Origin of the sequence: Streptomyces sp. NPDC059355, assembly GCF_042752335.1 — a bacterium.
Lineage (GTDB): Bacteria > Actinomycetota > Actinomycetes > Streptomycetales > Streptomycetaceae > Streptomyces.
Genome location: NZ_JBHYXN010000046.1, coordinates 22,595 through 45,846, shown reverse-complemented (window position 1 = coordinate 45,846; position 23,252 = coordinate 22,595). Strand labels below are relative to the sequence as shown.

Annotated in this window: 20 protein-coding genes and 1 tRNA gene; 9 read left to right on the top strand and 12 right to left on the bottom strand. The window is 71.4% G+C overall.

Annotated features, from left to right (window positions below; translation table 11 throughout):
* Positions 1 to 222: 222 nt before the first annotated feature.
* Complete coding sequence (locus ACFXGI_RS31760) at positions 223 to 2,091, top strand: APC family permease (RefSeq protein ID WP_384714191.1); 1,869 nt, start codon at positions 223 to 225, stop codon at positions 2,089 to 2,091.
* A gap of 158 nt (positions 2,092 to 2,249) precedes the next feature.
* On the opposite strand, the gene ACFXGI_RS31755 is transcribed toward ACFXGI_RS31760, so the two are convergent.
* Positions 2,250 to 2,882 (bottom strand): NAD(P)-dependent oxidoreductase, encoded by a 633-nt coding sequence (locus tag ACFXGI_RS31755; protein WP_384714188.1) that lies wholly within the window; start codon positions 2,880 to 2,882, stop codon positions 2,250 to 2,252.
* A 410-nt stretch (positions 2,883 to 3,292) separates the two neighbouring features.
* On the opposite strand from ACFXGI_RS31755, the gene ACFXGI_RS31750 reads away from it, so the two are divergent.
* Positions 3,293 to 4,459: a copper resistance D family protein gene (locus ACFXGI_RS31750; RefSeq protein WP_384714185.1), complete on the top strand. Its 1,167-nt coding sequence runs from the start codon at positions 3,293 to 3,295 to the stop codon at positions 4,457 to 4,459.
* A 558-nt stretch (positions 4,460 to 5,017) separates the two neighbouring features.
* Here the strand turns inward: ACFXGI_RS31750 and ACFXGI_RS31745 are convergent.
* Complete coding sequence (locus tag ACFXGI_RS31745) at positions 5,018 to 8,278, bottom strand: bifunctional cytochrome P450/NADPH--P450 reductase (RefSeq protein ID WP_384714181.1); 3,261 nt, start codon at positions 8,276 to 8,278, stop codon at positions 5,018 to 5,020.
* Positions 8,279 to 8,430: 152 nt separating this feature from the next.
* On the opposite strand from ACFXGI_RS31745, the gene ACFXGI_RS31740 reads away from it, so the two are divergent.
* Positions 8,431 to 9,114 (top strand): PAS domain-containing protein, encoded by a 684-nt coding sequence (locus tag ACFXGI_RS31740; RefSeq protein WP_384714178.1) that lies wholly within the window; start codon positions 8,431 to 8,433, stop codon positions 9,112 to 9,114.
* Positions 9,115 to 9,138: 24 nt separating this feature from the next.
* Here the strand turns inward: ACFXGI_RS31740 and ACFXGI_RS31735 are convergent, their stop codons facing one another.
* From ACFXGI_RS31735 to gnd, 4 genes are read right to left on the bottom strand one after another with little or no spacing between them, the layout of a single operon-like run.
* Positions 9,139 to 11,541 (bottom strand): glycoside hydrolase family 65 protein, encoded by a 2,403-nt coding sequence (locus ACFXGI_RS31735; protein WP_384714175.1) that lies wholly within the window; start codon positions 11,539 to 11,541, stop codon positions 9,139 to 9,141.
* Positions 11,541 to 12,281, bottom strand: a complete 741-nt coding sequence (locus tag ACFXGI_RS31730; protein WP_384714172.1) for an HAD family hydrolase — start codon at positions 12,279 to 12,281, stop codon at positions 11,541 to 11,543. The genes ACFXGI_RS31735 and ACFXGI_RS31730 overlap by 1 nt, the downstream gene beginning before the upstream one ends.
* Positions 12,282 to 12,289: 8 nt before the next feature.
* Positions 12,290 to 13,786, bottom strand: a complete 1,497-nt coding sequence (gene zwf / locus ACFXGI_RS31725; protein ID WP_384714169.1) for a glucose-6-phosphate dehydrogenase — start codon at positions 13,784 to 13,786, stop codon at positions 12,290 to 12,292.
* An 11-nt stretch (positions 13,787 to 13,797) separates the two neighbouring features.
* Entirely contained in the window at positions 13,798 to 14,841 is a 1,044-nt protein-coding gene (gene gnd, locus ACFXGI_RS31720; RefSeq protein WP_384714166.1) for a phosphogluconate dehydrogenase (NAD(+)-dependent, decarboxylating), read from the bottom strand.
* 391 nt (positions 14,842 to 15,232) lie between these two features.
* On the opposite strand from gnd, the gene ACFXGI_RS31715 reads away from it, so the two are divergent.
* The 3 genes from ACFXGI_RS31715 (at position 15,233) to ACFXGI_RS31705 (ending at position 16,651) form a co-directional block, all read left to right on the top strand.
* Positions 15,233 to 15,430 (top strand): CsbD family protein, encoded by a 198-nt coding sequence (locus tag ACFXGI_RS31715; protein ID WP_384714163.1) that lies wholly within the window; start codon positions 15,233 to 15,235, stop codon positions 15,428 to 15,430.
* Positions 15,431 to 15,720: 290 nt separating this feature from the next.
* Positions 15,721 to 16,107 carry a hypothetical protein gene (locus tag ACFXGI_RS31710; protein WP_384714160.1) on the top strand — a complete coding sequence of 129 codons (387 nt, stop codon included), beginning with the start codon at positions 15,721 to 15,723 and terminating at the stop codon, positions 16,105 to 16,107.
* A gap of 91 nt (positions 16,108 to 16,198) precedes the next feature.
* On the top strand, positions 16,199 to 16,651 hold the full coding sequence (locus ACFXGI_RS31705) for a VOC family protein (protein WP_384714157.1): 453 nt from the start codon (positions 16,199 to 16,201) through the stop codon (positions 16,649 to 16,651).
* Between the two features lie 75 nt (positions 16,652 to 16,726).
* On the opposite strand, the gene ACFXGI_RS31700 is transcribed toward ACFXGI_RS31705, so the two are convergent.
* The 4 genes from ACFXGI_RS31700 to ACFXGI_RS31685 form a co-directional block, all read right to left on the bottom strand.
* Entirely contained in the window at positions 16,727 to 16,882 is a 156-nt protein-coding gene (locus ACFXGI_RS31700; RefSeq protein WP_384714154.1) for a DUF6131 family protein, read from the bottom strand.
* A 147-nt stretch (positions 16,883 to 17,029) separates the two neighbouring features.
* Positions 17,030 to 17,103 (bottom strand) — tRNA-Met (locus ACFXGI_RS31695).
* Positions 17,104 to 17,271: 168 nt separating this feature from the next.
* A complete protein-coding gene (locus ACFXGI_RS31690) occupies positions 17,272 to 17,745 on the bottom strand; it encodes a CAP domain-containing protein (protein ID WP_384714151.1) in 474 nt (157 codons plus the stop codon).
* Between the two features lie 294 nt (positions 17,746 to 18,039).
* Positions 18,040 to 19,548: a DUF4246 domain-containing protein gene (locus tag ACFXGI_RS31685; RefSeq protein ID WP_384714148.1), complete on the bottom strand. Its 1,509-nt coding sequence runs from the start codon at positions 19,546 to 19,548 to the stop codon at positions 18,040 to 18,042.
* 28 nt (positions 19,549 to 19,576) lie between these two features.
* Between ACFXGI_RS31685 and ACFXGI_RS31680 the strand changes: the two genes are divergently transcribed.
* The 3 genes from ACFXGI_RS31680 to ACFXGI_RS31670 all read left to right on the top strand — a co-directional run bounded on the left by ACFXGI_RS31680 (position 19,577) and on the right by ACFXGI_RS31670 (position 21,628).
* Positions 19,577 to 20,185, top strand: coding sequence for a hypothetical protein (locus ACFXGI_RS31680; protein ID WP_384714144.1), 609 nt, complete (start codon positions 19,577 to 19,579; stop codon positions 20,183 to 20,185).
* Positions 20,186 to 20,384: 199 nt separating this feature from the next.
* On the top strand, positions 20,385 to 20,600 hold the full coding sequence (locus tag ACFXGI_RS31675; protein ID WP_384714265.1) for a hypothetical protein: 216 nt from the start codon (positions 20,385 to 20,387) through the stop codon (positions 20,598 to 20,600).
* 182 nt (positions 20,601 to 20,782) lie between these two features.
* Positions 20,783 to 21,628, top strand: a complete 846-nt coding sequence (locus ACFXGI_RS31670) for an SDR family oxidoreductase (protein ID WP_384714141.1) — start codon at positions 20,783 to 20,785, stop codon at positions 21,626 to 21,628.
* A gap of 33 nt (positions 21,629 to 21,661) precedes the next feature.
* Here ACFXGI_RS31670 and ACFXGI_RS31665 read toward each other — a convergent pair whose 3' ends face one another.
* The gene (locus ACFXGI_RS31665) at positions 21,662 to 21,853 is read right to left on the bottom strand and encodes a hypothetical protein (protein ID WP_384714138.1); all 192 of its coding nucleotides are present in this window, start codon (positions 21,851 to 21,853) and stop codon (positions 21,662 to 21,664) included.
* A gap of 491 nt (positions 21,854 to 22,344) precedes the next feature.
* Entirely contained in the window at positions 22,345 to 23,184 is an 840-nt protein-coding gene (locus ACFXGI_RS31660; protein ID WP_384714135.1) for an SDR family oxidoreductase, read from the bottom strand.
* Positions 23,185 to 23,252 lie beyond the last annotated feature (68 nt).

The following is a 23,252-nucleotide window of genomic DNA, read 5'->3' as shown; positions in this document are numbered from 1 at the left end:
TGTACGGAGAGCCGTCAAGCGATCGACAACGACGCGTCAATGCACGCCGCGGTTGGCTCAGGACGACGATCGCCACCGACGGAACACCACTGCCGGCCAGGCCGTCAGGAGTGCGTGAAGAGTGGACGCGCCCGCGTATGGAGTGCGCCAAGAGGGCTGGTCACGCCGCGTTCTCGCCCCCACGCTGTCCCTCGTCTTCGCTCAATCGGAGGGACCGGCAACATGGCCACTCAGCTAGGCAAACGAGACACGGCGGCCTCGGTCCCCGGCACGGAGGAGCCTCCCGATACGGGAGCCGACGCCCGTCACAAGCTCACGGCCCTCCAAGGGCTGTCGGCACTGTCCCTCGACGCGATGGCGTCCGTGGCGTACGGGCCGGAGTCGATCGTTCTGGTGCTCGCGGCCGCCGGCGCGTACGGGATGGGGTTCACCCTTCCCGTCACGCTCGCCATCGCCGCGCTGCTGGCGGTGCTGGTGGCCTCGTACCGGCAGGTCATCGCCGCGTTCCCGGACGGCGGCGGCTCGTACGCCGTCGCCAAGCGGCACCTCGGCCGCCGTACCGGCCTGGTGGCCGCGGCCTCGCTGATCCTGGACTACGTGCTGAACGTCGCCGTGTCGGTCACGGCCGGCGCGGCCGCCCTGACCTCCGCCTTCCCGGGGCTGTACGGGGAGCGGGTCTGGATGTGCCTCGGCGTCCTCCTCCTGGTCACCGCCGTCAATCTGCGCGGGGTCGTCGACTCGGCCAAGGCCTTCCTGCTGCCGACGGCCCTGTTCGTCGGCTCGATCCTCGCCATGATCACCGTCGGGCTGTTCCGGGACGGGCCGGTCAGCACCGCTTCCGCCGCCGGGCACGCCTCGGCGCTCGGCGAAGGCGCGACCACGGTCGGCGCGCTCCTGCTGCTGAAGGCCTTCGCGGCCGGCTGCTCCGCCCTGACGGGCGTCGAGGCCGTCGCCAACGCCGTGCCGTCCTTCCGCGCCCCGGCCGCCCGCCGCGCCCAGCGCACCGAGGTCGCGCTCGGGGCCCTGCTCGGCGTGATGCTGACCGGCCTGTCGATCCTCATCGGCCGCTTCCACCTCCAGCCCGTCGAGGGCGTGACCGTCCTCGCGCAGCTCGCGGACGCCTCCTTCGGGCACAACATCGCTTTCTACGTGGTCCAGTTCGCCACGATGGTGCTGCTCGCGCTCGCCGCCAACACTTCCTTCGGCGGACTGCCCGTACTGATGAGCCTGCTGGCCCGCGACAACTACCTGCCGCACCTGTTCGCCTTGAAGGCCGATCGCCAGGTCCATCGCCACGGCGTGCTCGCGCTGGCCGCGATCTCGGCGGCCCTGCTGGTCTTCTCCGGCGGCGACACCAACACCCTCGTACCGCTCTTCGCGATCGGCGTGTTCGTCGGTTTCACCATCTGCCAGGTCGGGATGGTCCGCCACTGGTACACCGAACGCCCCGCGGGCTGGGGCAACAAGGCGGTCCTCAACGCCTTCGGCGCGATCCTCACCGGTGTCGCGGCCCTCGTCGTGACCGCCACCAAGTTCACCGAAGGCGCCTGGGTCATCGTCCTCGCCCTCCCGCTGCTGGTCCTCGGCTTCGAGAAGATCCGGCGGACGTACGGGCAGATCGGGGAGCGCCTGGAGATCGGCCGTATCCCGCAGCCCCCGACGACGTCCCGCTCGCTGGTCGTCGTACCCGTTTCCGGGCTCTCGAAGCTGACCCGGCAGGCGCTGACCGCCGCCCGCTCGATGGGGGACGAGGTGTTCGCCGTCACCGTCACGCACTCCGCGCCCGAGGACCGCAAGAACGCCGAGGCCCTGCGCCGCGACTGGGAGTTGTGGGACCCGGGAGTCGAGCTCGTCGAGGTCACCTCGCCGACCCGCGCGCTCGGCCGCCCCGTCTCGGAGTACGTGCGCGAGCTCACCGCCACCCACGCGGGCGCGCAGGTCACCGTACTGATCCCGGAGACCGAGCCGGCGCACCTGTGGCAGCGGCTCCTGCAGAACCAGCGCGGATCCGTCGTCGCGCACGCCGTACGCCGCGACACCGACGCGGTGATCTGCCGACTGCGCTTCCGCATCACCGACGCGATGCGGTGACAGGCCGCCGGACCCTTTTGGCCAACCGGGCCGGCCCGTTCGAGCCGGGCCGTGGTCCTCCCGTTCACGCCCGGGCCGCTCCTCGCGGTCGCGTGCGCCCTGCTGGTGGTCGGCGTCCGCCGCGACAACCCCGCGCGGCGTACTGCGCGAGCGGCGGCTCAGCGCGTGAGGATGACGCGCCGGCGGGCCCACAGGCCGCTGGTAGCCGCGGAGAGCAGGAAGTCCGCGACGTCGGCACGGTTGATCCTCCCGCCGGTACGTCCCTCGGTTCCGTCCAGCGGGATCGTCCGGTAGGCCCCCGTGGCCGGGCCGTCGCCGAACATGACGGGCAGGGCGATGGTCCAGTCGCGGTCGCTGCGGGCGATGGTTTCATCGGCGATGCCTTTGTCCGCCATGAGCGTGCCCATCACCAGCTTCGATGCCGCGGCCTGGAAGTGGGACTGGTGCCGGGAGGTGTCGCCCGAGCCGAGAGCCGAGAGCCAGACGAGACGCTCCACGCCGGCCGCGGACATGGCTTCCAGGACGGGACCGGCCGTGCGGGTGGCGAGAGTGGACTTGAAGTCCCTGCCCGGTCCGAGGGCACAGATGAGGGCCTGACTGCCCCGTGCCGCCTCTTCGAGGTCCGCGGCCGACGCGGCGTCGCCGATGACGACGGTGACGCGCTCGTGGTCGCGCTGCGGCAGTCGGGCCGGGTCACGGACCAGTGCGGTGACCCGGTGCCCGGCTGCGAGGGCCTGCTGGAGTACCTGCCGGCCGATGGGGCCGGTGGCGCCGAGGAGGGTGAGCTGCACGATCAGGCCTCTTTTCGTGTGCGGGCAGGTCGCCGGACACCCGGCTGTCGCCCTGCCCGGGCAGCGCTGATCAGCGCGGACCGTGGGTGGGTGCAGCCGCCGACCGACGAGTGGTTCGCCACCCATCTGGTTCGCCACCCATCCTCGCCGGGGTCGGCGCGGGGGCCCGGCAACGGCTCGCCCCGATCCCGGGCCGCCTTCGCGAACCCGGCCCCGACCCTGAACCCGGGCCCTGACCCGCTGCAGGGCCGGCCCGACGGGCAGGTGCCCCGGGCTTCTGCCACACCCCTGGGCGCATCACTCCCACTGCCGTGGCGTCCGCGGGAGGCGCGGTGAGGAGGCTGGTAAAGGTTCAACCATGTCCGGGCGGATGCCGATGAGCCCCGCGTCACTTAGGTTAGCCTCACCTTATGCAGCTCATACATCTGGCCGCCTCGGCCGGCTACACCATGCCCGCGTCCTGGAGAGTACTCACCAAGGCCGGATATTTCATCGGGCTGTCCGGGGCCATCGGCTCGACGGTCACGTACGCGGCCTCGGTACGTCCCTCCCTGCGCGAGGCCACGAGCCACGGCGACGACGTGGAGGTCACCAGACGAAGAGCGGCGAGTTACCTGGCCTGGGCCGGGGTGGTCCTGCTCGTCGCGGGATACTTCCAGCTCGCAGCCCGGCTGGCCCGGGCAGGAAAGGGCATGCCGTTCGGCGACGCGCTCTCGCCGGCGCGGATCTGGGACTTCCTCCGGGCCCCGGCGGGGAAGGGCGCCTGGATCGCCCAGGGCACTGTCTACCTCGTCCAGAACATCGTGCTGCTGCTCGCCTCCGCCGTCCTGATCGCACTGTTCCTGCCGCGTGCGCGGCGGCACTTGAACGCGGTCGCGCTGACGGCCCTGCCGCCCAGCCTCGCCGTGACGCTCATCGCGGCGGTGCCGGCCACCGCGCCCAAGAACGCGGACAAAGTGCTGGACCTCGTGTTCGGCCAGGTCCACATCGTCAGCGGCGTGGTCTGGATCGGCGGCCTGGCCTTCCTCGCCGGCCTCGCCGCCTCCCGCCGCCGGCTGGGGGAGAACGCGGGTCTGCTGTGGGCCGACATATGGCGCCGCTTCTCGCTCGTCGCCCTCGTCTGCGTCGGCGCGGTGCTCACTTCGGGATTGTGGCTGGGCTGGAAGCACGTCGGCTCGATCAGCCAGCTGTGGACGACGACCTACGGGCTCTTCGTGCTGGTCAAGATCCTTCTCGTGATCGGCATGGTGGCGGCCGGCGCCGTCAACCAGTTCTGGCTGATGCCCCGCATCGTCAAAGCCCGCCGGGACGATGACGCTTCCTCGCTGCTGCGTCTGACCCTGCGGCACTTCCCCAAGGTCGTCTGGGGAGAGGTCGTCCTCGGGATCGCGGTACTGGGCGTGGTCCCCTTCCTCAGCGGCTCCGCCCGTTCCGAGGCGGGCAGCCCGCCCGCCGTCTCCACCGGCAGCGTATTCGCGGTGGGTGCGCTGCTCGTCGTCACCCTGGCGGGCTCGCTCTACGTCACCTTGAAGATGTCCGACGCCCTCGCCCGGCGCGCGACCCCCACCGCGGCCTGAGCCCAATCGGCGATCCGCGCCACAAGTCCGTGATGCGATTCCCTGACCGGAATTCAAAATCCCCGGTGGACCTTTCCGGTCGGCAATTCCGTGGAAACGTGGCCGACGCCGGATGGAATCCCGGGTGATGACGCTATTGCCTGGGGGCCTTGGCCTCGGTCAGGTCAAGGCCCCCAACGCCCGCGTCCCCATGGCCGGCCAGGTGACCGCGGCCCTGGTCTGCGCAAACATCTTGAGGCAAGCCTCAGTTGGTGTGCCGCCTGACCCAGGAGATGAAATCGCTTTCCGAGGAGAAGGTGTGGTTGCGTTCCCTCGTGATCCCGTTGTTGTCATCCACGGTGGCGTTCCGCAGACTACCGTCCGATTGAAGCTGCCCCGTGGCCTTCCAGCGGCTCCTCGGATCGATCCACATTTTCGTCGTCATGTGTCGCCTCCGCCGTGTACGCGTGAGTCCTGCGAACTTTCGTGAAGGCTAACCGGCACGACTCGGGGTTGTCTCAGAATCCGGCCAATCGACGACGACATCTACGCATCGGCCGGATACAGAGCCCCGGCCGGTCAGCCGCCCACGTAGACGTCCTCCACGTACCGGCCGTCGGCCATCAGCCCTCGCAGCCACTCCGAGGCCGCCGCCCCGTCCTTCCCGCTGTGCCGGACGTACAGCCGCCGGAACGCTTCGCGGACGCCCGGGGCCATGCGGGAGCCGTCCCCGCAGACGTGGATGCGGGCGCCCGCCTCGGTCAACCGCCAGACCTCCTCGCCCTCCGCCTCGATCCGGTGCTGTACGAAGCGGACCCCGCCTTCGGGCGCCAGCGAGAAGGCGGGGCGCATGGAGACGGCGCCGTGGCGCTCGGCGTCCTCCAGCTCCGCCCGGTGGAGGTAGTCCACATCCGGGTGATCGCAGCCGAAGTAGCAGAGCGCCGGTGCCAGTTCGGCTCCCGAAGCACGCAGCGCCCGACGGTCGGCGATCGCCCCCCGGAAGGGCGCGAGGCCGGTACCCGCGCCGATCATGATGACCGGGGTCCGCTCGTCGTGCGGAACACGGAAAGCCTCCCGGCACGGCTGCACCCGCGCGAGGACCGTGTCGCCGGGACGCACCCGGTGCAGGTACGAGGAGCCCGCTCCGCGGAACACGCCGCCCCGGCCGGAGCGGTGAGGGGCTTCGAGCAGCGAGATCATCAGGTCGGCCTGCTCCGGACCTGCCGACGGCGACGAGGAGATGGAGTAGTGGCGGGGCCGCATCGGCTCCAGCAGTTCCAGCAGTACGGGCCACGGCAGCCGGCCCCGCAGCGCGGGGTGCGCCTCGACGAGGTCCACGAGGGAGCCCCGGCGGGCTCCGTCGGCTCCCGCGGCCTGCGCCGCGATCCGTTCCAGCGCGGCCTTCTCCGGCGGGCACGGGTCGTGCGCCGCGAGGACCGCCGCCTGCTCGGCCGTCACCGGGGCCTGGAGCTCGACGTACCGGGCGAGCAGCTCGCGTACGGTGACGGGGCGGTCGAGCGGCAGGGTGGTCCGGCCGGGGCGGTGGGCCCGGATGTTCAGCACCGAGCCCGGGTCGGCGCCCAGGACCCGGGCCGCCCGCTCCACCTGGTCGGGGTCGTTGGCCGGGAGGACGGCGAGGTGGTCGGCGGTGCGGTAGCGGACCCCTTCGGGAAGCCTGACGCGCAGGAAGCGCTTCGACCTGCCCGCCGGGTGGCCGAGGTCGGCGAGATCCCCGGTCTGCGTCACCGTCATCGGCCGGAGGCCGTGGCGTCGGGCCAGCGCGTCGAGCGGCCCATCCGTGATCTCGACGATGTCGTACGCGGGGCCGGATGAGTCCGGAGCCCCGGAGGGAGCCACGGACGCCGGGTCGCCGTAGCGCTCCAGCAGCGTCCGGCGCAGGGCTGCGGTGAAGCCGCGTACCGCTCCCGCGAGGTCCCCGGAGGCGTCGGCCTCGGCGCGGTCCATCAGCCGCGCCGCACCCGCCGAGGCGAGGCGGCCGTCGATGAGCGCGGGCACCTGCTGGTAGGTGGCGGCCCAGTTGCGGTCCCCGACGCCCAGGACGGCGTAGTGCACGCCTTCCGCGGCGCCGGGTCCCGCCTGCGCCAGCCAGGAGACGAATCCGGCCGCGTCGTCGGTGGGTCGTCCGTTGTACGAGGCGGCGACGACGACCACGGGCCCGTCCGTCGGCAGCCCGCCGTCGCGGTGGTCGTCGAGCGGCGCGACACGTGCCTCGAAGCCCAGTTCCGCCGCCGTTTCGGCCAGTTCTTCGGCGTACGTGCGACAGGTGCCGAAGTTGGACCCGTGCAGCAGCGTCAGCGTCGTGCCGGGAACGGCCCGGGTGGGGGAGGCGCCCGTCGCAGGCGCCTCGGTGTCTTCCCCGTGGCCGGCCGGGAGGACCGCACCGAGGGCCGCGAGGTTGCGGGAGCGGTCGGCCGGGGTACGCCGGGCCAGGGACATCGTGAACCCGTCGGGCTTGAGCGTGAGCGTCTCCTTGATGCGCAGCTCGTACCGCCCCTGGTCGACGAAGCGGTAGCGGTGCACCAGCATGCCCAGCAGCATCGTCGCCTCGTGGAGGGCGAACTGCCGTCCGATGCAGGCGCGTTCCCCGGTCCCGAACGGCTTGTACGCGTGCGGGGAACGGGCCGCCTCCGCCTCGGCGGCGAACCGGTCCGGGTCGAACTCCTCGACGTTGTCGCCCCACACCGGGTCGCGGTGCAGCATCGGGGTCAGCACCAGCATCCGCTGCCCGGCCTTGACCGGGTGGCGGCCGCCGATCACGGTGTCGGCGCGCGCCTCGCGTGCGAACGCGGCGGCGGTGGGCCACAGTCGCAGCGTCTCGCCCAGGACCTGGCGTACGTAGCGCAGCCTGCCGACGTCCTCGAAGGAGGGCTCGGGGTCGGGGTCGTCTCCCCACAGCGCGTCGGTCTCGGCCTGGGCCAGGTGCAGCACCGCCGGGTTCTTCATGAGGTGGTACAGCGCGAACGAGAGGGCGCCCGAAGTCGTCTCGTGGCCGGCGATCAGGAACGTGATCACCTGGTTCCTGATGTTCGCCTCGTCGAGCGCCTCGCCGGACCGGGGATGCGGGGAGCCCAGCATCAGGCCCAGCAGATCGTCGGTCGAGGTGTCCCCCGAGGCCTTGCGCTGCTCGATCACCTCGTCGACGACCCGGGCCAGGTAGGCGGCGTCCGCGGCGAACGCCTCGTCCTCGGCGGTGTGGTCCGCGCCGGGCACCCGGCCGAGCTTGGCCTGGCTGTGGGCGAGCGCCCGGACGAGTGCCTGGACGAACGGGTGCGCCTGCTCACGCCCGAAGGAGGCGAAGTCGTAGCCGAAGCCGGACAGGCCGATGGTGTCCAGGGTCATCCGGGTCATGTCCTCGGCGACCTCCACCGGGGCCGACACGTCGGTGCCCGCGGCGAACCGGGCGTCCCAGGAGCCGATGAGCCGCTGGGCGACCCGCAGCATGTGCGGGTGGTAGGTGCGCATCGAGGTGAGGGCGAAGGCCGGGAGCAGGATGTCGTGCGCCTTGGCCCAGTTGGGTTCGTCGTTGTACGCGGTGAACAGTCCGTCGGCGGCGACCTCGCGTACGTTCTCCAGCGCCGGGCCGATGCCCTTGACGAAGCGCTGCTCGTCGGAGAGTTCCTCCACCAGCGCCGCCGAGCTCACGAACACGGTCTCCCGGTCGTGGAAGCGCTGGACGAAGACCGGACCGAGCCGGCGGGCGTGCCCCATGGCCGTCTGCAGGGGGGTGCTCGTCATCCCCGAGTCGCTCACGTCGACGACCGGCGGGTGCGCGGCGGCGTCGTCGAAGGGTCCGGTGCCGGTGGTGTGCGATTCATTCATGGCGTCTGCCTCTTCTGGTCACGTCAGCCGTGGTGTGTCCACGGTGACGCGACCGCCGGGGCGATGGCGTGCGTCGACTACCTATTCTTGTAGGGGTGTTTTGCGTTCCGGGCCTTGATCGGAGGCAGTCGGCCGTGGCAGGGGGAGAGCGCGTGACAGAGCCGTCGGGGCGTGCGCCGGGCGAGGCGGCGGCCGCCTGGCGGTCGCGTTTCGTCAGCCTGTTCGACCGGGCGCCCGTGGCACTGGCGATCAGCGACGCGTACGGCCTGATCCTCGGCGCGAACCCCGCGTTCGCCTCCGCGTGGCAGCTCCAACCGGGAAAACTGGAAGGCCGCCGGCTCCTCGACATCCTCACTCCGACCAACGACCGGCAGCTGCACAGACTGGACGAGGCCCTGCGCTCGCGCCGCAGGTCCCGCTACCCGGTCGAAGTGAGCTGGCAGGTCCGGGGAACGGCCCGCCACGGCCGGGTCACCGTCGAACCGGTCTCCGATCCGCAGGACGACATCCCCCGCCTGCTGGTCTCGCTGACCGAGGAGCTGACCGGGGAAACGGGCGGAGGCCGGCCCGGACTGCCTCCGGAGGACCCGGCCGACGGCCTGAGCCCCCAGGAGGCGCGCATCCTGCCGCTCGTCGCGGCGGGGGCGTCGGGATCGGCCATCGCCCGCGAGGTGGGCCTCACCGTCGACGGGGTCAACTACCACGTGACCCGCCTCTGCCGACGCCTCGACGTACCCAACCGCCCCGCTCTGGTCGCCCGTGCCTACGTCCTCGGCCTGCTGGATCCCTCGGCATGGCCTCCGCGTGCGGCGGCGACCGGCCCGGAGCGGCCCTGAGGCGGCGACTGCGGGCCCCGCACCTCAGGTGCCGGGCGCACGGCCCTTGGGCTGGCGGGGTTCGGGGGAGTCGGGTGCGGGCGGGACGGGCAGGTCCGTCGGCGTGTCCACGGTGAGCGCGACCCGGGTGCCGTGATGCAACACCGTGAGGGGCTCTCCGGACAGGAGCGTGTAGCGGGCCGTCGACTGGCCCATGACGACGCGGATCAGCCGCTCCTGGAAACGGACGTTGAAGGCCAGCCGGGTCAGCGAGGACGGCAGGCGCGGCGTGAAGCGCAGGGGAGCCGGCGGTTCCTCGGCCTGCGGGATCCCGGACGGCCGGTCCTGCGGGGGCGCGTCCGGGGCCGGACGGATGAGCCGCAGCCCGCCGAGGCCCTGGACCAGGCCGATCCAGGTGCCGGCGAGCGAGGCCATGTGGAGGCCGTCCCGCGTGTTGTGTTCGAGGTCGTCCAGGTCCATCAGCGCCGCCTCGCGGGTATAGGCCCAGGCGAGGCGCAGGTGGCCGGTCTCGGCGGCGAGCACGGCCTGGCAGCAGGCGGAGAGGGAGGAGTCCCTGACCGTCAGCTGCTCGTAGTAGGCGAAGTTGCGGGCCTTCTCCTCGGCGGTGAACTCGTCCGGGCACGTGAACATGGCCAGGACCAGATCCGCCTGCTTGACGACCTGCTTGCGGTACAGGTCGAAGTACGGGAAGTGCAGCAGCAGCGGGTACTGGTCCTCGGAGGTGCCGTCGAAGTCCCAGGGCTCCTGGTCGGTGAAGCCGTCCGACTGCTCGTGCACCCGGAGCCGCTGGTTGTAGGGGATGGCCGTCCGCTCGGCGGTGTTGCGCCAGTCCGCGATCTCCTCGGCGTCGACGCCGAGGTCCGGTGCCCGGTCCGGGTGGCGCGATACGGCGTCCGCTGCGGCGAGGAGGTTCCGCCGGGCCATGGCGTTGGTGTAGAGGTTGTCGCGTGCGATGGCGCTGTACTCGTCGGGACCGGTGACCCCGTCGATGTGGAAGACGCCGTCGGCGTCGAAGTGGCCGAGCGAGCGCCAGAGCCGCGCGGTGTGCACCAGCAGGTCGAGTCCGGGACCGCGGTAGAACTCCCGGTCGCCGGCGGCGAACACGTACCGCTCGACGGCCGCGGCGATGTCGGCGTTGACGTGGAAGGCGACGGTTCCGGCAGGCCAGTAGGCCGAGCACTCGGCGCCGTTGATCGTACGCCAGGGGAAGGCCGCGCCGTCCAGGCCGAGTTGACGGGCTCGCTCCAGCGCGCGGGGGAGCGTGGAATGCCGCCAGGCGAGTGCGGAGGCGACGGCGTACGGCGCGGTGTGGGTGAGGACGGGCAGGACGAAGGACTCGGTGTCCCAGAAGGCGTGGCCGTCGTAGCCGGTGCCCGTGAGGCCCTTGGCCGGGATGGGGCGCCGCTCGCCGCGCGCGGAGGCCTGGTAAAGGTGGAAGAGGCCGAACCGGACGGCCTGCTGGACCTCTTCGTCGCCCTCCACCTCGACGTCGGCAGAGGACCAGAACTCGTCCAGGCAGGCCCGCTGTGCGTCGAGCAGTCCCTGCCACCCTGTGGTGCGGGCCCCTGCCAGCCCGCCCTCCACCTGGTCGCGCACGGCGGGCAGGGAGCGCTCCGCCGACCAGCCGTAGGCCACGAACTTGACGAGTTCGAGCCGTTGTCCGGGTTCGAGGGTGGCGGTCACGGTCAGGCGGGCGACGTCCGGCTCGCTCTCGGCGGCCCACGCGGTGCCGGCGGGGCCTTGCACGAGGTGGTCGGCCGCCACCGCGACGCGCTGCCCGCTCGTGGCCGTGCAGTGGACGAGGCGCAGCCGGGTGCCGTGCGCGTAGTGCTCCTCGGGGAGCAGCGGGGATTCGACGGCGGCGGCCATGCGCGGGTCGTCGGAGGCGGTGGGCAGCTGCTCGTTGGCGACGAGCTCGGACTGCACGGCGATGGTGGCCGGACCGTTGACGGTCTCGACGCTGTACGAGATCGCCGCGACGGCCCGCTGCGCGAGGGAGACGATGCGGTGCGAGGTCAGGCGTACCGTCCGCCCGGAGGGCGTGGTCCACTCCGCGGACCGGCTCAGGACGCCGGTGCGGAAGTCCAGGACCCGTTCGTGGGAGAGGAGTTCGCCGTAGCGCAGGTCGAAGGGGTGGTCGTCGACCAGCAGCCGGATGACCTTGCCGTCGGTGACGTTGACGGTTGTCTGCCCTGACTCCGGATACCCGTACCCGGCCTCGGCGTAGGGGAGCGGGCGGCTCGCGTAGACGCTGTTGAGGTAGGAGCCCGGCAGGCCGTGGGGCTCGCCCTCGTCGAGGTTGCCGCGCCAGCCGAGATGGCCGTTGGACTGGGCGAACACGGATTCGCTCTGCGCGAGGACGGCGAGGTCGAGGGCCGTCTCCCGCAGCTGCCAGGGCTCGGTCGCGAAGTTCTCGTGAGTGATCATCAGCGGTCCAGCAGCTCGGAGAGGTCGGAGACGACGACATCGGCGCCGTGCGCTCGCAGTTCGGCCGCCTGACCGGTGCGGTCGACGCCGACGACGAAACCGAAGCCGCCCGACTTGCCGGCGGCCACCCCGGCCAGTGCGTCCTCGAACACCGCGGCATCCTGGGGGTCGGTGCCGAAGAGGCGGGCGGCCGCCAGGTAGCTGTCGGGGGAGGGTTTGCCGCGCAGTCCCTGCTCGACGATGGTGATGCCGTCGACACGCTCTTCGAAGAGGTCCTCGATGCCGGCCGCGACCAGCACGTCGCGGCAGTTGGCACTGGAGGAGACGACGGCGCGGCGCAGGCCCGCGTCGCGTGCGGCGCGCACGTAGGCCACGGAGCCCTCGTAGGACTCGACGCCCTGCTCGCGGATGGCGCGGAGCACCAGGTCGTTCTTGCGGGTGCCGAGGCCGTGGACCGTCTCCTGGTCGGGGCCGTCACTCCCCGTGCCATCGGGCAGCGTGATGCCGCGAGAGGCGAGGAAGGTGCGTACGCCGTCCTCGCGGGGGCGGCCGTCCACGTACTCGTCGTAGTCGTGCACGGCGTCGAACGGCACGAAGGGCGAACCGTCGCGCTCGGCCCGCCGCCGCAGGTAGTCGTCGAACATCTCTTTCCAGGCGGCCGCGTGGACCTTCGCGGTCCGTGTGAGTACGCCGTCGAGGTCGAAGAGGCAGGCGCTGATGTGATCGGGAAGTCCCAGCATGCGTCGCCTCACCGCCCGGCGGGCCGGTGTCGTTCGGGCAGGTGCCACCGGTAGGGGGCGGCGAGGGAGGTGATGGCCTCGGGCCCCCAGGATCCGGGCTCGTACGGGACGACGGGTGGAGGCGCGTCCAGCAGCGGCGCGGAGACCTCCCACAGGCGTTCGATGCCGTCGGACCGGGTGAAGAGGGACTGGTCGCCGAGCATGGCCTGCAGGATGAGGTGCTCGTACGCCTCCAGGGCGTTCTCGGTGGTGAAGGAGCTCTGGTAGCCGAAGACCATGTCGGCTTCCGCGAGCTGCATGGTGGGGCCGGGTTCCTTTGCGAGGAAGCGGGCGGTGATGGAGCCGGGGTCGGCGAAGTCGATGACGAGTTCGTTGGCGCGGCCGTCCGCCGCCTCCCGGGCGTCCAGGGGGAACATGCCCAGCACGGGCTCGCGCAGGCCGAGGGTGACGACGTGCCGGCCCTCGGCCAGCGCCTTGCCCGAGCGCAGGTGGAAGGGCACGCCGGCCCAGCGCCAGTTGTCGATGTCGACGCGCAGCGCGACGAAGGTCTCGGTGTCCGAGGCCGGATCGACCCCCTGCTCGGCGCGGTAGCCGCTGTACTGCCCGCGTACGACGCGGGCGGGGTCCAGGGGCCGCATGCTGCGGAAGACCTTGACCTGCTCGTCCCGGAGCGACTGCGCTTCGAGGGCGACCGGCGGCTCCATCGCCACGAATCCGAGCAGCTGGAACAGGTGCGTGACGACCATGTCGCGGAAGGTTCCGGTGCCCTCGAAGAAGTGGGCGCGGCCCTGGATGTCGATCTGCTCGGGCACGTCGATCTGCACGTGGCTGATGTGCTCGCGGTTCCAGAGCGGCTCGAAGAGCCCGTTGGCGAACCGCAGGGCGAGGATGTTGTCCACCGCCTCCTTGCCGAGGAAGTGGTCGATGCGGAACACCCGGGACTCGTCGAAGACGGCGTGGATGGCCGCGTTGAGCGCGCGGGCGGACGCGAGGTCCGTCCCGAAGGGCTTCTCGACGATGACGCGCGCGTCCCGGGCCAGCCCCGTGGCCCCGAGCAGCTCGACGACGGAGGTGAACGCGACGGGCGGGACGGCGAGGTGGAACAACCGCCTGGGAGTGCCGCCGACGGCCTGCTCGGCCTCGCGCACCGCCGTCACCAGCGGCTCGGTCGCGTCCGTGTCGGCCGCGCCGAAGGACAGGGCGGCCTCGAACTCCTGCCACTCAGGGCCCTCGGGGCGCGAGCGGCCGAACTCCGCCACGGCCTGGCGCGCGTGGGCGCGGAACTGCTCGTCGCTCAGGGCCTCGGCCGCCGGGGCCGAGCCGACGATGCGGTAGCGCTGCGGCAGGAGCCCGGCCTTGGCGAGGTGGAAGAGGCCCGGCAGCAGTTTGCGCCTGGCGAGGTCACCCGTCGCGCCGAAGAGCACGACGACGTGGTCGGCGGGGCGCGGCCGGGTCTGGTTCCGGGTCCGGGTCCGGGTCCGGGAAGTGTCGGAATCCGTGTCCACGGCGGGCCCCCTCACGCGTCCGCGCCGGGGCGCTTCTCGGCATGGCCGCCGAACTCGCTGCGCATGGCGGACAGCACCTTGGCGGTGAACTCGCCCAGCCCCCTGGACTCGTAGCGTTCGTAGAGGGAGGCGCTGATCACCGGGGCGGGCACGCTCTCCTCGATGGCCGCCAGCACGGTCCAGCGCCCTTCACCGGAGTCGGACACGCGGCCCGTGAAGTCGTCGAGCCGGGGGGAGCGGGCCAGGGCGTCGGCGGTGAGGTCGACCAGCCACGAGCCGACGACGGACCCGCGGCGCCACACCTCGGCGACTTCGGCCACGTCGATCTCGTACTGGTAGGCCTCGGGATCGGACAGGGGTGCGGTCTCGGCGTCGGTGGTACGCGTGCGCAGGCCGGCGTCGGCGTGCTTGATGATGGCGAGGCCCTCGGCGATGGCGGCCATCATTCCGTACTCCACACCGTTGTGGACCATCTTGACGAAGTGGCCGGCGCCGCTGGGACCGCAGTGGAGGTAGCCGTGCGAGGCGGTGCCGTCGGTCCGGGTCCGGCTGGGGGTGGGCTCGGCGCTGCCGGTGCCGGGCGCGATGGTGCGGAAGAGGGGGCCGAGCCGTTCCACCGGACCCCGCTCGCCGCCGATCATGAGGCAGTAGCCGCGTTCCAGGCCCCAGACGCCGCCCGAGGTGCCGCAGTCGACGTAGTGGATGCCGCGATCTGCGAGGGACCGGGCCCGGGTGATGTCGTCCCGGTAGTAGGAGTTGCCGCCGTCGATGACCGTGTCGTCCGGCCCCAGGAGCCCGACCAGTCGGTCCAGGGTCTCCTGGACCACGCCCGCCGGCACCATCAGCCACACGGCGCGGGGCGGTTCCAGCCGCTCGACGAGCTCCTCCAGCGAGAAGGCCGGCGTCGCGCCCTCCCCTTCCAGCGCCCGTACGGCATCGGGGCTGACGTCGTTGACGACGCACCGATGGCCGTCCTGCATGAGCCGGCGCACCAGGTTGGCACCCATCCGGCCGAGTCCGACCATGCCGAGCTGCATGGGTGCGTCCGATGTCATCGCCGTGCTCCCGTTCTCCCGTACCGTGGCCCGGCCGCGAGCCCGCGTCACGCAGTACGTGCCGTCCCGCGTGCGCGGCGCCGCCCGCGCCGCCTTCCCCCCTCCGCGCCCACTGTGCCCGCCCACCCCGACCCCGGCACCCGGAGCTCCGCCACTCGGCCCTGTCGGCCGACCGACTGCCGGGTGGGCCGCAGCCACGGGCGGGTCGCATGACAGGGATCTCGGATCCTTGCGCATGCCAGGAGGACGACGGGGCAGGCGGCTGTCGGAGGTGGGCTGCGACGAAAGCCGAAGCCCGCCGGACGACTGCCGCCTCCGTCTCCACTGCGCGTAATCGTCCGGTTTCATCTAGTTTGAGCCCGTTGGGATCCCCACACCGAAGGAGTTCGTCATGACTGACAAGGGAAAGATGGACCAGGCGAAGGGCAAGGCCAAGGAGACCGTCGGCAAGGTCACCGGCAGCGACCGGATGAAGGCCGAGGGCAAGACGGACCAGGCCAAGGGCAAGGCGAAGGAAGCCCTGAGCGAGACCGAGGAACGCGCTCGTGGAGCAATGGACTCCCTGCGCGACAAGCGCGACAGGACCTGACGCCGCCCCGTTGAGTCCCCTCAGGGCTCGCGGGTGACAGGATGCGGCCCCCGGCGCCTCGGCGTCGCGGGGCCGCATTCCGTCGTGCGCCTCGCCTCGCCGCGTTGCCGAGGCTCAGGGGTCGCACCCTCCGTGAGGCAAATGATGCGCGGTCCGGTTCCCTGTGTGAGCGTGGAGGCGCCGCCTCCGGGGTCGACCCCGACGCGCGCGGCCGGTGCCCGGCCGGCGGCCGGCGCGGCTACCCGGTCTCAGGCTCCGCACCGAGCTGCACGGCAGGAGAGAGGTCCTCGATGGACAGCCAGAACAAGGACAACCCGGTGGCCGAAGTCGTGGTGGCGGTCGGCGACTGCTCCGAGGAGGACGCGCGCGCCCTCCTCGACCTGCTCGAGCGTTCCTTCCCCGCAGACACCGGGGCGGGCAGCGCAGTGCGGGGCGGTCAGGCCGCGACTGTCTGGAGCGCGACCCTCGATGCGGCGAAGCCGACGGAATCGGCAGAGGGCCAGGCGGTCCCCGTTCGGCTGAAGGGCACTGCCGAAGTCACCCTCCAGGGAAGCCCCCGTGCGGTGGAGCGCGTGCAGGCCGCGCTCGCCGGACACTTCGACGTCGAGGACATGGGAGCCGTGTCGGGTGACCAGGAACGGGAGATCGGACTGCGTATCCGCTCCCGCTCCTCATGAGTGATCGGGCGCAACGGCCGGTTCGCATCGTAGAGCCGCCGACTGCGGGCACGTGCCGTGTACGGGCGGCGACACAGGGCAAACGGAGTGCATGACCGTACCCAAGACAACCGTTCTCGTCCTGGACACTGCCGAGCCCGAGCTGCTGGCACGGTTCTACGCCGAACTGCTCGGTGCCACGACAGGGCCGGCGCCCGGTGACGGGGAACTCCTCCTCGTCACCGGCGGCGCCGGCGTGGTGCTCGGAGTCCGCCGCGATCCGGACCACGTCCCGCCGAGCTGGCCGCTCCCGGAGGGGTCCCAACAGGCCCACGTGCACATCCTCGTCGCGGCGCGATGCCTCGACGAGGCCGAGCGCGAGGCCGTGGCCCTCGGCGCCCGCCCGGTGGACGCGGAGGACGGCGGCGGCTTGCCGGGCAGCCGCACCACCCGGCGCCGATACGCCGACCCTGCCGGCCACGCCTTCGTGCTTTCCGTGGTCGGTGAAGACCTCGCCCCGGACAGCCCGCGCTCAGACCCGCCGGTGCAGCACCGGCGGGTCTGAGCGGTTGACAACGCGTGGATCACGACACTGCTTCCCGACAGGCGGGAGAACGCGTACGGCTCGGTGCCCTCACCGTCACCAATAGTGCCGTCGGCCTCCGACCGCGTGCCCCACAGCGCCGAGCACCCAAAGAACCAGACCCACCAGGAGGAGGATCAGGCCGATCGTCCACAGGATCGACATCCCGAAGACGAAGCCGAGGATCAGCAGAATAACGCCGAGGACAATCATGAGAACCTCCTTGTCCCGCCAACGCGCGGACCCCCTGCGTCTACCACTTCTGAGCCGGTTCACGCCTCTCCGGGGCAAACGGGATGAGGCGGTCCGAGTACGGCAGAAGGGCCCGGATCCTTTGAGGATCCGGGCCCTTCCGGGTAGTAGCGGGGACAGGATTTGAACCTGCGACCTCTGGGTTATGAGCCCAGCGAGCTACCGAGCTGCTCCACCCCGCGTCGGTGAACCCCACCTTACGGCATCGCCGGGCCCGTGTTCGACGGATTTCCCGGCGGTCCGTGTTTCGTGGCGATGCGCGCCTGCGGGAATTCGCCCAGGCCGTCGAGTGCGGCCGTAAGCGGTCGGTGGCGATCCGGAAGCTCTCCGTACGTATGGTTGCGGTCCTGTCAGGCGTAGCGGCAGACCGTCACGCCGGCTGCGGCACCGCACCCCATCTTCGTGTAGTTCTTCTGGACCATGTTCCAGTAGTGGCCCCAGTTCCTGTAGCCGGGGCTGTTCGTGTCCCAGTTCGGGCCGGCCGCGTCATAGGCGGCCTTCTCTCCGCCCCACTGCGATACGGCCTGGGACGGTCCGGCGCCCGACATGTTCTCGGCGCCGTTGTTGAAGCTCGTGTCATGCGCGAGCCCACTGGCGTGGGAAGAGGGGTTGTCGGCCCATGACTGCGAGCCCGAGGCGAGAGCCGCGTCCCAGGCGATGGGTGGCGCGCCTTCCGTCTGGCGTATCGCATTGGTGTCGCTCAGCAGGGCCGCCTGGTCCGCCGGGCTGACCTCGGCGGGAAGGCTGGACGAGACGGCGGCGGACGCCGTTGAGCCCGCCCCCAACACCATTCCTCCGGCCATCAGCGTTGCCGCAATGGCCACGGCTCGACGGCGTGTACGAGAAAGTCTTGTCATTGCGACTCCCTGGTCGCAGGGAAAGCAGCGGAGAGTGCCGGCGCGGTTCACGACCGTCAACGGTCGATGAAAGGGGGCAACACGGCCGGCAAGCGCGATGGTGCCTGAGCCATCGGCAACGCGGTGTTCTTGTGAGGGCGGCCCGTGGCCGCCTCCCCGTACGGCCAGCGTATGTCCGGGTGACGGGGGTGGCGACCGGGGCTGCGCGACAGGCACCGGGCGAAGGCGGACGAACTGCTCCGGCGGGTCGAGGGCCGGGTCTCAGTGCTCGCAGAGGGAGAATTCCCGTTCGTACAGCTGCTCGTTGTGTTCGTCGACGAAGAACTTGCGTTCCTGCATGAGCTGTTCGCGGTAGGCCTTGGCCTGTTCGAGAGTCATGGTCGACGTGTCGGACCATGGTTGTTGCGGCGGCACATCTGACGTCGAGACGATCGTCTCCGACGGGTCGACCAGGAAGAACGCGAGAATTTTGCGGTGTCCCGGGCGGGTGGTGTCCGTGAGGCGGAACGGGCTGACGCGGTGTTGCAGGATGTTCGGGAACGCCAGGCAACGGCCCGCCGGGGTCGACGTCGATCCCAGCATCTGGTTCAGCGCGTCCTCGTCCTCCAAGCCGTAGACCTCGCGCACGCCGTTGTCGTCGTTCTGCTCGTAGTTCGGGTCGTCGAGCGCCGCCCGGAAGCTCAGCCGGCTTTCGGTGGTGTTCTCGCTGTCCCAGTAGTAGATGCCGGTCGAGACGATCCGCTCGTTCATCATTCCCTCGACGTGCCAGGAACCGCCGGGGTACTCGGGCTTGTCCGGGGTGAGGTGAATGGTGGCGAGCTTCACGATGACCTGCAGGCGGCGGCCGCGCAGGTCGACCCGGGCGGATGCGTCGGGCAGCTCGGGAGGCGTGAAGGCCGGGGCGTCCGGGATGACCGGGCGGCGGTTCTCCCACCAGTCGTCCTGGGCCTGTTCCCACGCACTGAGGGCTTCCGCGTAGGCCCCGTCATCGCCGTAGGAGGATTTGCTCGGGTACTCCGGTTCCGAGTCGTACCACCCGTAAGGATCGGCCTCGATGCGCAAGGGCCGCGGATGGCGCAGATCGGTGAGCACGTTCTCCAGCAGTGGCAGCATGCGCGCGAACAAATCCGGCAGGACGGACGCGAGTTCGCTGTGAAGGTCGGGGTGGATGTTGTTGACGTACGAACGGAAGGCGACATCGCCGTCGTCACTGACGTCGACGTCCGTGGGCAGCCACTGGAATTTCTCCGAGAACTCGTACTTCGAATACCGGTCCGTCGGATTCCGCCAAGCCCGCTCGGGCGCGCCGCTCACCTCTCTCACCAGGCAGAACAGCGAGGGGTGAACCAGATTCAGTACCTGGCCGTCGGAGCCGGGATGCCAGTCCTGTTCCGCTTCGGGGACTTGTTCCAGCACCTGAACGGCCTTGCTCAGCCGGGACCTGAGCTTTTCGCCGACCAGCGCGTCCGACTGCCACACCCCGTCGACGCCGGACATCTCGATGCCGGTTCGTCCGTCCCGCAGCGCGGCGTAATGCAGAAGTTCGGCAAGTACATGGCGAACCTGTGCTTCGGTGAGGCCCTGGGCGACCGCTTCCTGCGTCCATCTGGCGACGACGTCGGCATCGTTCATCTTGTCGAACCAGCCCGGCTTCGCCCGAATGTGTGAGCTGCACTGCATCATCTGAAGTTCCCGCAGCGTCCGGGGTGTCGCGAACGATATGGAACGGGATGCGTGAAAGGGCAGTGGGAAAGCTGACAGGCCGGACAATTCTCTGGTTCCTCCGAGTCGGTGTGCGGTGGCGGGAAGGATACTTCAGCGGTCTGACACCGCCGCCGCGGTCCCTGCCGTCAACGATCCAGGGCTTCGGGCTTCCGGGCCCTCCCCGGCGTACCTCTCCGCGCAGCGGGCCGCCGCACCCGAACGCGATCCGAACCTCGTCACGCTGGGCCTCGCGCTGGAAGCCTCCCTGGCCGCACACGGCTACGCACGCGCGGCCGCCCTGGCCCTCGACCTGGTGCGCGCCCGCGGGGAGGCCGATGCCGTGACCCCGGTGCGGGCCGCCCTGCTCCGGGGAGCGCCGGCGGGGGTGGCGAAGGCCCGTACCTACCCGGAGAACACCGCCCTGGTGTGGCCGCTGCTGATCGTGGCCGACTCGGGCGTACGGTCGCCGGGCGAGGCCGGCGCCGCACTGCACGAGATCGGCTCCGGCGGGTTCACCGAGACCGACGACCGCCGGTCCCCGGCGGTCGCGGCGCTGCTGGCCCCGCTGGTTCCCCGGTTCACGGAGGAGGAGCTGGCCCCGGTCCTGGACATCGCCGACGACGTACTGCCGGGCCACCTCGCGGCGTTCCTCTTGGAGGACGCCGGACCGGAGGAGGCGCTGGGACCCGCCCTGCGCATCTGAGAGGACATCCCGAGGGCCCGTACGGTCACCGGCATCCTCACCCACGCGGCGCTGGCGGCGCTCACGGAAGCTCCGCAGCACCTCACCGGCCTGTTCGTACAGGAACCGTATCGGATCGCCCATTCTGGATCCCTTTCCCGCCGGGGCACCAGGGCGCGAGGCGGGGCGGCCCGCTTCCTACACTCGCTCCGTGGAAGCGATGAGATGTACGTACTGCGGTGGCGTCGGCCTGGAGCCGGGTTTCGTCGAGGACGCCGGGGAGGGGGCGCGGGGGTACGCGCGCTGGATCGCCGGGCCGCTGGAACGCGGCCTGTTCGGCGGTGCCAAACGGCTGGGCAGGCCCCGGCGGCGCATCGAGGCGTACCGCTGCCCGCACTGCGCCCACCTGGAGCTCTTCGCGACCGAATCCGTCTGACCGGTAGAGCGCCGGGCCGCCGCGGTCCCGCCTCGGCACGGGCGGCCCGCGCCGTGCGCGCCCGCAGGTGCGCCCGCGCGCCTCCGCACGCCCCCGCGGGGAGGGATGACCGCGGGCCGCCGTCCCACGACCATGACCGTCACCACCACGGTCCGGAACACTCGCTCGTCACGGGGGTAACGATGGGACGACGCTGGCTGCTCACGGGATGCTCCTCCGGCCTCGGACGCGCGCTGGCCTCGGCCGCGGCCCGGGCCGGGGACGAACTGGCGGTCACCGCCCGCAAGACCGCCGACCTGGAGGGCCTCGCCGCCACCTGGCCCGGCCGCATCGTCCCGATCCCGCTCGAACTGCGGGACGCCGCCTCCTGCGAGGAAGCCGTCCGCAGAGCCGCCGACGGTCTCGGCGGCATCGACATCCTCGTCAACAACGCGGGCATCGGACTGTTCGGCGCGGTGGAGGAGGTGTCGGACGCCGAACTGCGCGACCAGTTGGAGACCCTGGTCGTGGGCCCATGGCGGCTCACGCGGCTCGTCCTGCCGCTGATGCGGGCCCAGGGCCACGGCCACGTCGTCAACATCTCTTCCGTGGTCGGCCGGATCGCGTTCCCGGGCATGGGCGCCTATGTCGCCGGGAAGCACGCCCTGGAGGGCATGAGCCAGGCGCTGGCCATCGAGGCCGCCCCGCACAACATCCGGGTCACGGTGGTGGAACCGGGCATGTTCGCCACGCGCTACGGCACGTCCATGGCGGAGGCACGGCGCCGGATCCCGGCATACGACGTGACCAACCGCGAGATGCTCGAGGGCGCCCGCGGCCTCGCGGAAAACCCCGAGACGGGACGCCCCGAGGACTTCGCCGCGCGGGTTCTGTCCATCGTCGGGGCCGAGGGCCCGACACCGCTGCGGATCCCGGTCGGCGACGACGCGTACGGCTACCTGGACCTGGCCGAACAGGCCTCCCGCGAGGAGTTTGCCGCGGCCCGGATCCTCGCACAGGGCCCGCCACCGCCCCTGCCGCCGGTCTGACGGCGGGGCGTGCGGCGGCAGTCCACCCCGGGGTCAGCGCGCGTGGTGCCAGACGTCCCGCTGACCGGGTACTCGGGCCGACCGGGGAGCGCCCGAGCGGCGATGGTCTGCCCGCGCTCGGCGCCCCGGGAAGGGGTTGCGCCGGACGGTGGCGCTCGGAGCCACGATCAGAAGGCCGACGAGGACGAGGGCCACGACGAGGATGAGGACGGCAACGAGGTTCATGTTCCTGCCTTTCGCCGGGTGTTGACTTGCTGTTGCTACTCTTTGTTACCAAATCCCGGCCGTCTAAACGCGGAGGGTGACCATTCGTGGATCTTGCCCGGTGTCCGCGCCGACGGGCCTGCACGGAGGCCCTGGACGGGAAAGGGCTCGGGGTCATCGACATCGACATCGACAGTCCCTCGGTCGGTCATCCGTGAGCCACCGTCATGTTCGGCACGCGCCCGCCGGTCGCCGTGCCGACCAGGGCCCGATAGCGCTCCAGCCGGGGGGCGAAGCCGGAGCGCACACTTCGCGCGCACCGGAGACCCGAACGCCCCCGGGGCCCCGACCTGGCCCGTCCTGCGCCCTTCGTCACCTGACGCGAGGTCGGTGCGGTCGCTCGCTCCCGGATTGGGCGGAATCCATCCCGCCGGCGTGGATTCCGCACACCACTGCTCGTTCTGGGGTCGCCCGCCTCGGTGATCGGTAACTCACCCGTCGGAAGGCGGCTCTCAGCGGAACGCGGCGACGTTGCGGGCGGCCCAGTCGGCGAAGGGGCGTGGGGCGCGGCCGAGGATCCGCTGCACGTCCGGGCTGACGCGCAGTTCGGCCGGGTTCGGGGATCCGAGGATGTCCAGGGTGTCGTCAGCGAGTTCGGCAGGCAGGCTCTGGGTCATGAAGGCCTTGGCCTCGTCGCGGGTGAGGTCGTCGAACCGCACCGGGGACCCCAATGCGGCGGCGATGGCCTCCGCCTGCCGGCGCGGCGTGATCAACTCCGGGCCTGTCAGCTCGTATACGCCGCCGGTGTGCCGGTCGTCCAGAAGGCAGGCCGCCGCGACCTCGGCGATGTCCGCCGGGTCGATGATCGGCACCCCGACGTCGCCGAAGGGCGCGGCGACGACCCGCCGCGTGCGGACGGGCTCGGCCCACCACAGGGCGTTGGAGGCGAAGCCGCCCGGCCGCAGGATCGCCCAGTCCAGGCCGGAGTCCCGCAGTGCGTCCTCCACCGCTCGCATCGCGATGCGCGTCGTGCCGAAGGGCCTGGTCGCCACGCCCTGCGAGGAGAGCAGGACGACCCGTCGGACCCCGGCGGCCGCGGCTCGGCCGATGATGTCGCCCGGCCTGGCCCCGGGGGCGTGCAGGTCGCCGGAGAGCAGCAGGAACAGCGCCTTCGCGCCGGCCAGCGCGGGTTCGAGGCCGGCAGGCTCGCCCAGGTCGGCCACCACGTGGCGGACACCTTCCGGTGCTGCTGCCGCGTGCCGCGACACCGCCGTCACCTGCTGGCCCGCCTCGGCCAGCGCCCGCGTCAACGGCCGTCCCACATTGCCGGTAGCCCCGGTCACCACGATCATGATTCGCTCCTCGTTCGATGTTCTCGACGACGTTCACGCTAGGAGCCGGGCTTACTTTCAGTAAGGAC

Excerpts from the sequence above, each read along its gene's own strand:
- ACFXGI_RS31760 (WP_384714191.1), top strand. The coding sequence starts at position 223 with ATGGCCACTCAGCTAGGCAAACGAGACACGGCGGCCTCGGTCCCCGGC.
- ACFXGI_RS31750 (WP_384714185.1), top strand. The coding sequence starts at position 3,293 with ATGCAGCTCATACATCTGGCCGCCTCGGCCGGCTACACCATGCCCGCG.
- ACFXGI_RS31745 (WP_384714181.1), bottom strand. The coding sequence starts at position 8,278 with ATGAATGAATCGCACACCACCGGCACCGGACCCTTCGACGACGCCGCC.
- ACFXGI_RS31735 (WP_384714175.1), bottom strand. The coding sequence starts at position 11,541 with ATGATCACTCACGAGAACTTCGCGACCGAGCCCTGGCAGCTGCGGGAG.
- ACFXGI_RS31730 (WP_384714172.1), bottom strand. The coding sequence starts at position 12,281 with ATGCTGGGACTTCCCGATCACATCAGCGCCTGCCTCTTCGACCTCGAC.
- gnd (WP_384714166.1), bottom strand. The coding sequence starts at position 14,841 with ATGACATCGGACGCACCCATGCAGCTCGGCATGGTCGGACTCGGCCGG.
- ACFXGI_RS31715 (WP_384714163.1), top strand. The coding sequence starts at position 15,233 with ATGACTGACAAGGGAAAGATGGACCAGGCGAAGGGCAAGGCCAAGGAG.
- ACFXGI_RS31710 (WP_384714160.1), top strand. The coding sequence starts at position 15,721 with ATGGACAGCCAGAACAAGGACAACCCGGTGGCCGAAGTCGTGGTGGCG.
- ACFXGI_RS31705 (WP_384714157.1), top strand. The coding sequence starts at position 16,199 with ATGACCGTACCCAAGACAACCGTTCTCGTCCTGGACACTGCCGAGCCC.
- ACFXGI_RS31700 (WP_384714154.1), bottom strand. The coding sequence starts at position 16,882 with ATGATTGTCCTCGGCGTTATTCTGCTGATCCTCGGCTTCGTCTTCGGG.
- ACFXGI_RS31675 (WP_384714265.1), top strand. The coding sequence starts at position 20,385 with ATGAGATGTACGTACTGCGGTGGCGTCGGCCTGGAGCCGGGTTTCGTC.
- ACFXGI_RS31670 (WP_384714141.1), top strand. The coding sequence starts at position 20,783 with ATGGGACGACGCTGGCTGCTCACGGGATGCTCCTCCGGCCTCGGACGC.
- ACFXGI_RS31665 (WP_384714138.1), bottom strand. The coding sequence starts at position 21,853 with ATGAACCTCGTTGCCGTCCTCATCCTCGTCGTGGCCCTCGTCCTCGTC.
- ACFXGI_RS31660 (WP_384714135.1), bottom strand. The coding sequence starts at position 23,184 with ATGATCGTGGTGACCGGGGCTACCGGCAATGTGGGACGGCCGTTGACG.